At 58.5% G+C, this 5,478-nt stretch carries 8 protein-coding genes; 4 read left to right on the top strand and 4 right to left on the bottom strand.

Annotated elements, in window-relative coordinates; translation table 11 throughout:
• Positions 1-61: 61 nt before the first annotated feature.
• Positions 62-481: a GIY-YIG nuclease family protein gene (locus ACIQCY_RS18110; RefSeq protein ID WP_400485191.1), complete on the bottom strand. Its 420-nt coding sequence runs from the start codon at positions 479-481 to the stop codon at positions 62-64.
• A gap of 87 nt (positions 482-568) precedes the next feature.
• A complete protein-coding gene (locus tag ACIQCY_RS18105; protein ID WP_400485190.1) occupies positions 569-1,219 on the bottom strand; it encodes a DUF6308 family protein in 651 nt (216 codons plus the stop codon).
• 353 nt (positions 1,220-1,572) lie between these two features.
• On the opposite strand from ACIQCY_RS18105, the gene ACIQCY_RS18100 reads away from it, so the two are divergent.
• Both ACIQCY_RS18100 and ACIQCY_RS18095 read left to right on the top strand, forming a co-directional pair.
• Complete coding sequence (locus tag ACIQCY_RS18100; protein ID WP_400485189.1) at positions 1,573-1,923, top strand: Lsr2 family protein; 351 nt, start codon at positions 1,573-1,575, stop codon at positions 1,921-1,923.
• A 30-nt stretch (positions 1,924-1,953) separates the two neighbouring features.
• A complete protein-coding gene (locus ACIQCY_RS18095; protein ID WP_400485188.1) occupies positions 1,954-2,436 on the top strand; it encodes a histone-like nucleoid-structuring protein Lsr2 in 483 nt (160 codons plus the stop codon).
• A 63-nt stretch (positions 2,437-2,499) separates the two neighbouring features.
• Here ACIQCY_RS18095 and ACIQCY_RS18090 read toward each other — a convergent pair whose 3' ends face one another.
• Both ACIQCY_RS18090 and ACIQCY_RS18085 read right to left on the bottom strand, forming a co-directional pair.
• Entirely contained in the window at positions 2,500-2,880 is a 381-nt protein-coding gene (locus ACIQCY_RS18090; RefSeq protein WP_400485187.1) for a hypothetical protein, read from the bottom strand.
• Between the two features lie 203 nt (positions 2,881-3,083).
• On the bottom strand, positions 3,084-3,413 hold the full coding sequence (locus ACIQCY_RS18085; protein WP_400485186.1) for a hypothetical protein: 330 nt from the start codon (positions 3,411-3,413) through the stop codon (positions 3,084-3,086).
• A gap of 276 nt (positions 3,414-3,689) precedes the next feature.
• Here ACIQCY_RS18085 and ACIQCY_RS18080 point away from each other — a divergent pair, with 276 nt between their 5' ends.
• Together ACIQCY_RS18080 and ACIQCY_RS18075 are read left to right on the top strand one after the other, a co-directional pair.
• Complete coding sequence (locus tag ACIQCY_RS18080) at positions 3,690-3,977, top strand: ANTAR domain-containing protein (protein WP_400485185.1); 288 nt, start codon at positions 3,690-3,692, stop codon at positions 3,975-3,977.
• Positions 3,978-4,110: 133 nt separating this feature from the next.
• Complete coding sequence (locus tag ACIQCY_RS18075) at positions 4,111-4,725, top strand: hypothetical protein (RefSeq protein ID WP_400485184.1); 615 nt, start codon at positions 4,111-4,113, stop codon at positions 4,723-4,725.
• Positions 4,726-5,478: the final 753 nt, after the last annotated feature.

Here is a 5,478-nt window from a genome sequence, read left to right as displayed (position 1 = left end):
GTGAAACTGTCATACCCACACTATAGACAAGCGTGGCCTTCTGTCACAAGTGGCGACTTGTCTATCGATCAACGTGTCCGGTCAGTACATCTAGGTGGCTAGCTACTACAGCGCTGTCGCAAACAATCCAACCCACCTCACACCCTGCAAGCCACTGATTGACTACCGCTACTTGCTCTGGGGTCATAACACTGGGCCGCTGACGAGCCACTGAACGGGTCACCCCGAGTTGGGCCACAGCGACACTCGCCCGCAGGGTGCTGCGGCTCAGGTCCGAACTTGAAGAGAAGTGCGCCCTGAGCCGCTGGCGCAGACCCTCTGCCCCACGGGCTTTACCTACATAGATGGGTTGGCCATCACGGAACCAGATGTAGATACCTGGCTCGGCCGGAACGCCACCGCTATCTATGGGTAGAGCTTGAGAAACGACCTTCCTCAGCGTAGAGTCCCACCGTTCACCATAAGGTTGCGCATTCGTCATTTCTGACTCCCTTCGCCGCCACACTTATGGGGCCTCCTTACGACAGCGGTATAAATGCTCGAGCATTGTTCAGACGGCATGGCGTCCTCACCAGACCAAGATGTCGAGCAAACGCAAGTCAGTGAGCTTGTCGAGCCGATGGACCCGCGCCACCTCGTCGTCCTCTGACGAGTCGAAGTCGCGGAGCCGTTGACGCAGCTCATCTATCGCCCCAGTGGTACGTACCTCGAGGAGTTCTTCGCGGATGACAACCCATGCTCGCTGGTGCGCCTCGAAATCACGGTAGGTCGTACGTAGGCCCCGGGTCTGCGGCTTGTATGCCTTCAACAGATGGGTATCCAGGATCGGATAGAGAGCTGGGTGCTTAAGGTACAGGACCTTGGAGAGTTTCGCAATGCTCACATCCGGTGACGTTCTTTTAGCAAAGTGCGAGTACAAGTCCGTCATGTCGCTGAACAATCCTCCCGCCTCCTGCGGATTCGCGTCAGCCAGGTCTGCAGCGGCATCGACCCACGGTGCAGTAGCCGCTGCATCGACAAATCGGGCAGCCTGTGCGTAGGACATTCGTGAGCTCACCTTCCGTGTGCGCATGACCTCATCGGTGGTCAGTACGCCCGGTTCGCCTGTGCCCTGTAGATCGAAGGCCAACGGTGTCTTCCACGGATAGCCCTTCAATCGCGCAAATGCCTCAGTGACGGAATAGGTGGTACCAGCAACGGTGAAGGTCCGATCAGTCATGGATCGATAGTGCCAGCACTCAGGTATCGCAAGCCGCTAGACGCGCACAAAACCGTCTGAATGTGTGTCCGACTGAGAGGTATCCATAGGATCTGCTGCACGAATAGGCGAATCTGCGCGACACCACCTGAGCAGACTGAAACTTCGACATCCGACGTCGATACACGTGTCATATGCGCTGTTATCGGTCGTTAGTTGGGACAAATCAGCTTCGGGAAATCCTGGAAACAGCAAGCCGAGCCCGTTTTCGAACCCTCGTCTTTTCACTCGTTGATGTGCGGCACCTGCATAATCCGCGATAGACTCAGTGGTTGGGGTTCATCGATTCATCTCGAACATTCTTGGAGTAGAACATGGCGCAGCGTGTACAGATTGACCTTGTCGACGACCTCAACGGCGAAGTAGCGCAGGAGACAGTGCGCTTCGCTGTCGACGGCACGGAGTACGAGATTGATCTGACGACGGAGAACGCCGAGAAGCTGCGGTCTGCGCTGTCGCAGTACGTTGATGTTGCCCGTAAGGCGTCTACTGGGCGCAGCGGACAAAGCGGCCGAAGTGGGCAGCGTGGGACTTCTACGAGCCGCGCGAAGCGCGACGAGGTACAGAAAATCCGCCAGTGGGCGCAGGACAACGGGCATAACCCCAGCTCGCGGGGCCGGGTTCCGCAGTCGATCGTGGATGCCTACAACGAGGCCAACAAGTAGCTCTCCCAGCCTGGACGGACGTAGTCGATCATGAGTCGAGCACTCGACACCCTCTTCGCTGATCTGCCGTCACGGCTCAGTGTCGAACAGCTCACCGACGTTCTTGGGCTGTCCGACAAAACGGTGACGTACCGGTGGCTACGCGATGGAAGAATGCCGGCCATCCGTCTCGGCGGCACGTGGATCATCTTCCGCGACGACATCAAAGAGCACCTCGAGAAGAACTACAACACCAACCCTGGGTTTGACGGGACCCCTCCCCCACTCACGGACGAGGAACAAGACTCCCCGAGGGAGCCTGAGGACGAAGGTTCTGACGAAGCCTCTGATGAGGAGCAGGGACCTGCATCAAAGGTTGCGAGTAAGGACGACCGGCCGGCGGGAAGTGCTGGTAGTAGGCGTGAGGAGCTTCAGCGCATCCGCGAATGGGCGAAGAACAACGGTTACGAGCTCAGTTCTCGCGGCCGGATCTCGCACTCGATCGTTAACGCCTACAACGAGGCACAAAGGTAGAGCCTGACTCGGTTCCGGTTTCGGTTCCGGTTGTAGCCGTGGCGAACCGAAGACCAGTCATGCTTAGTCAGGGTTGGTGTCGCGGATGAGCCACCAGGTGCCGTCGGGGCTGTATGCGCGGTCCTGGTCGGCGCTGGCGGCGTGAGCGTTGACGGCGCGCATCGCTACCGCCGCGTGAGCCCACTCGTACACAGTTCCGGACCCCGCATACTCGGTCCACTGGTTGTCCAGCTGGTCTTTCGGCAGGCGCACAACGACGCCATAGGGTCCGCGGAAATCATCAATCGGACCTTCGAAGCGTGCCGTGAGAAAGCCATGCCGGCTCTCGACGGACAGCAACTGCAGGCCACTGAGGTTCGGGCACCGTCCGAAGGCTTGCTTAGTTGCTGCGGCGTATGTTTCGGGCTGCGGTGTTCTTGATGATTCAGCGGGAAAATCGGTCACGAAAACGTCCTTGTATGGCACTGGATATCTACTCGCCCACCCACTCGCGGTGGCTGGCCGGGGATGGTCTACGCGCATCAGTGCTCCACACAGGGACCAGGCATGCGCGGCAGTACGTGCGCAGCGAATAGCACCCCCTGCGGTCAGACCATGCGGGGTGGGGTGCCCGGGAGGGGCATGCGGAAGACTGTTGCCCTTGCTCGCTAGAAGCTGGGCCGTGTGTCCCTGCCCTGCCTGCTAAAAAGATTGCGTGCAGCACGCAGCGGGAAAACCGTAGCAACGCCAGTGGTGAGGGCTTTTGCCCTGGCCTCGCGGATGTCGAGTTCCTTGCAGAGCTCCCGATACCGGTAGGCGGCACCGTAGGCCGGCTCCTCGGATTCAAGGTCCTCGTAGACCTCGTTGAGCATCCGACGCAGGACACGGGTCGGAACATCCGCGAGATCCTCCATCAACTCGTCGATGAACTCGTACTCCGCGTCGGCGCTGAAGACGTAATCGGAACTGCGGGTAGTCATAAAAGGCAGGGACTTCATGTCGCTTCTGCACTCCAGGATTCAGGTGAAACGAGAGGGCCACTTCTCGACCACAGCGATAGACTACTGCCTCCCACCCTCCTAGCAAAAAAGCCTAAATACTCATTCTCCTAGCAATCCTGATCCATAGCGCTCGTCAGTACTCACCCCCTCCCCTGTGACCAGAAGAGACCAGGAGATGAATCACCCGCGGGTAGGCTCTGCCGGAGCACCCGTGTTGGGGCGGGATGAACCACTCGGGTCTCGGGAAGAGGTTGCTAGCATGAGGAGTAAGGCGTGACTGGCGTGTCTGGGTCCGACGATCCGACTCAGCTTCGTGTGAATGAGTTGGTGGCCGCGTTGCGCAGCGAGGTGGACAAGGTTGAACAGCTCGGCGAGGCACTGAGCAGCCGGGACATGATTGGACAGGCCAAGGGGATGCTCATGGAAAGATTCACGATCGACGCTGATGCGGCGTTCGGGATCCTGCACGAGGCAAGCAACCGGTCCAATGTGAAGCTGCACGACGTCGCACATCAACTCGTGCGGGACAGAACAATCGACGGATACTCAAACCCGTCGTAACTAGGCCGTTAAAATGTCGCATGGTCCGGTTACGGTTCGACCGCGTAGGGTATCAACGCTTCTAAGGACCGCGAGTTATTCACCGTTGTTGGGTCACCGCCATCAAGTGCGCTTGTTTGACTAGGGTGGTGCGATGTCATCCCGAGTGATTGTCCCGGTTATGTGTGGCCTTGCCGGCTCCATCGTGGGCATGTGCGCGGCACTCCTAGTTGTGAAGGACTGGTCGCCTGACTGGATCGAGGCAACGGGCACTTGGTTTGGAGGTGTGGGAACGATTCTCACGCTCTTATGGGCTGTCCGGGCTTTCAGGGCGGATCAGGTGGCGCGTGAAGAAGCCCGAGACGCTGAATACACGAAGGAACGTGCGACGCAGTTGGCGCGTGAACATGCGGAGATGAAGCAGGCTCAAACTGTCTCGATCGCCTTACAAGGCGGAGGCGGGATCGGCTCCTCACCGAATCAGCTCATGACAACCTTCCACGTCGTCATCAAGAACCACTCTGAGCACGGGATCGTCGTGCGGACGGTCAAGATCGACGATCAGCTCAAGCTCAAGCGGCAGGTCCCCGCTGACTTCTACGTCCCAAAGGGAGAAACGTTCCGCGACACATTCGAAATTCAGGAAGTGCCTGCGCGGGCTGAAGAACTCAGTGGTCGTCCAATGACTCGCTTCACTGCTGAAATGACATATCAGCTAGAGGGGCGTGATTGGCGCCGTAGCCTGACAGGACAACCGGAACGGCTGTAGGTAACCGTTGACGGAAAGTTTTCATCCAAACCACGACTGACCGACGTTGTGCACGCCCGCCGGCACTGAATAGTAAGCTGTGGCTGTTGTGGTGACCCGGCGGTGGTGTGCAACCGGCCGGTGTGGGTCCCGTCATCCCACAACGCCACCGTTATGAGCGGTAGCTGGTTCCGAACGTGCGCATTTTGCATGTAACTGCCCCACTCTCTAAGTGGCCTAGCTACTGAACTGTCCACGGTTAGGGTCAGGTCGGGTTATCCACGGCTGAAACTAGGGAGCCTTGAGGTAGCTCCCCGGCCATCGTAGCGGTGGATAACCCATCAGAGCTGTCCCCGGCTGTGAGCAGCGGCCCCACAGCAATTGACACCTATAGGAGCGTCCTGGGCACGGCCCAAGCCCTCCCCGCTACGCTGCTTGGGCCGCACACACGTGGACAGCAGAAACCAACCTGACCGCCTGCACACACCCACCACGTCACCGACGCGGACAACTCGCCCCGAACGAGCGGTGGTCGTGCACAGCCTCGATCTAGCGGGAGGGGACATTACTACTATTAGAAGCATTAGAACTAATATTCACAAGCCTAGTTGTCGGTGCTGGCTCGTACTGTCCATGGGTGGGTCAGAACAAGCGCTACGCCGACTCTTACGCTCGACAGCTAGATGTACTGACCGGACACGTTGATCGATAGACAAGTCGCCACTTGTGACAGAAGGCCACGCTTGTCTATAGTGTGGGTATGACAGTTTCACT

It is taken from the genome of Arthrobacter sp. NPDC092385, assembly GCF_044755105.1.
Lineage (GTDB): Bacteria > Actinomycetota > Actinomycetes > Actinomycetales > Micrococcaceae > Arthrobacter_D.
The sequence above is the reverse complement of the archived record's forward strand: the minus strand, read 5'-3'. Positions and strand labels throughout refer to the sequence as shown.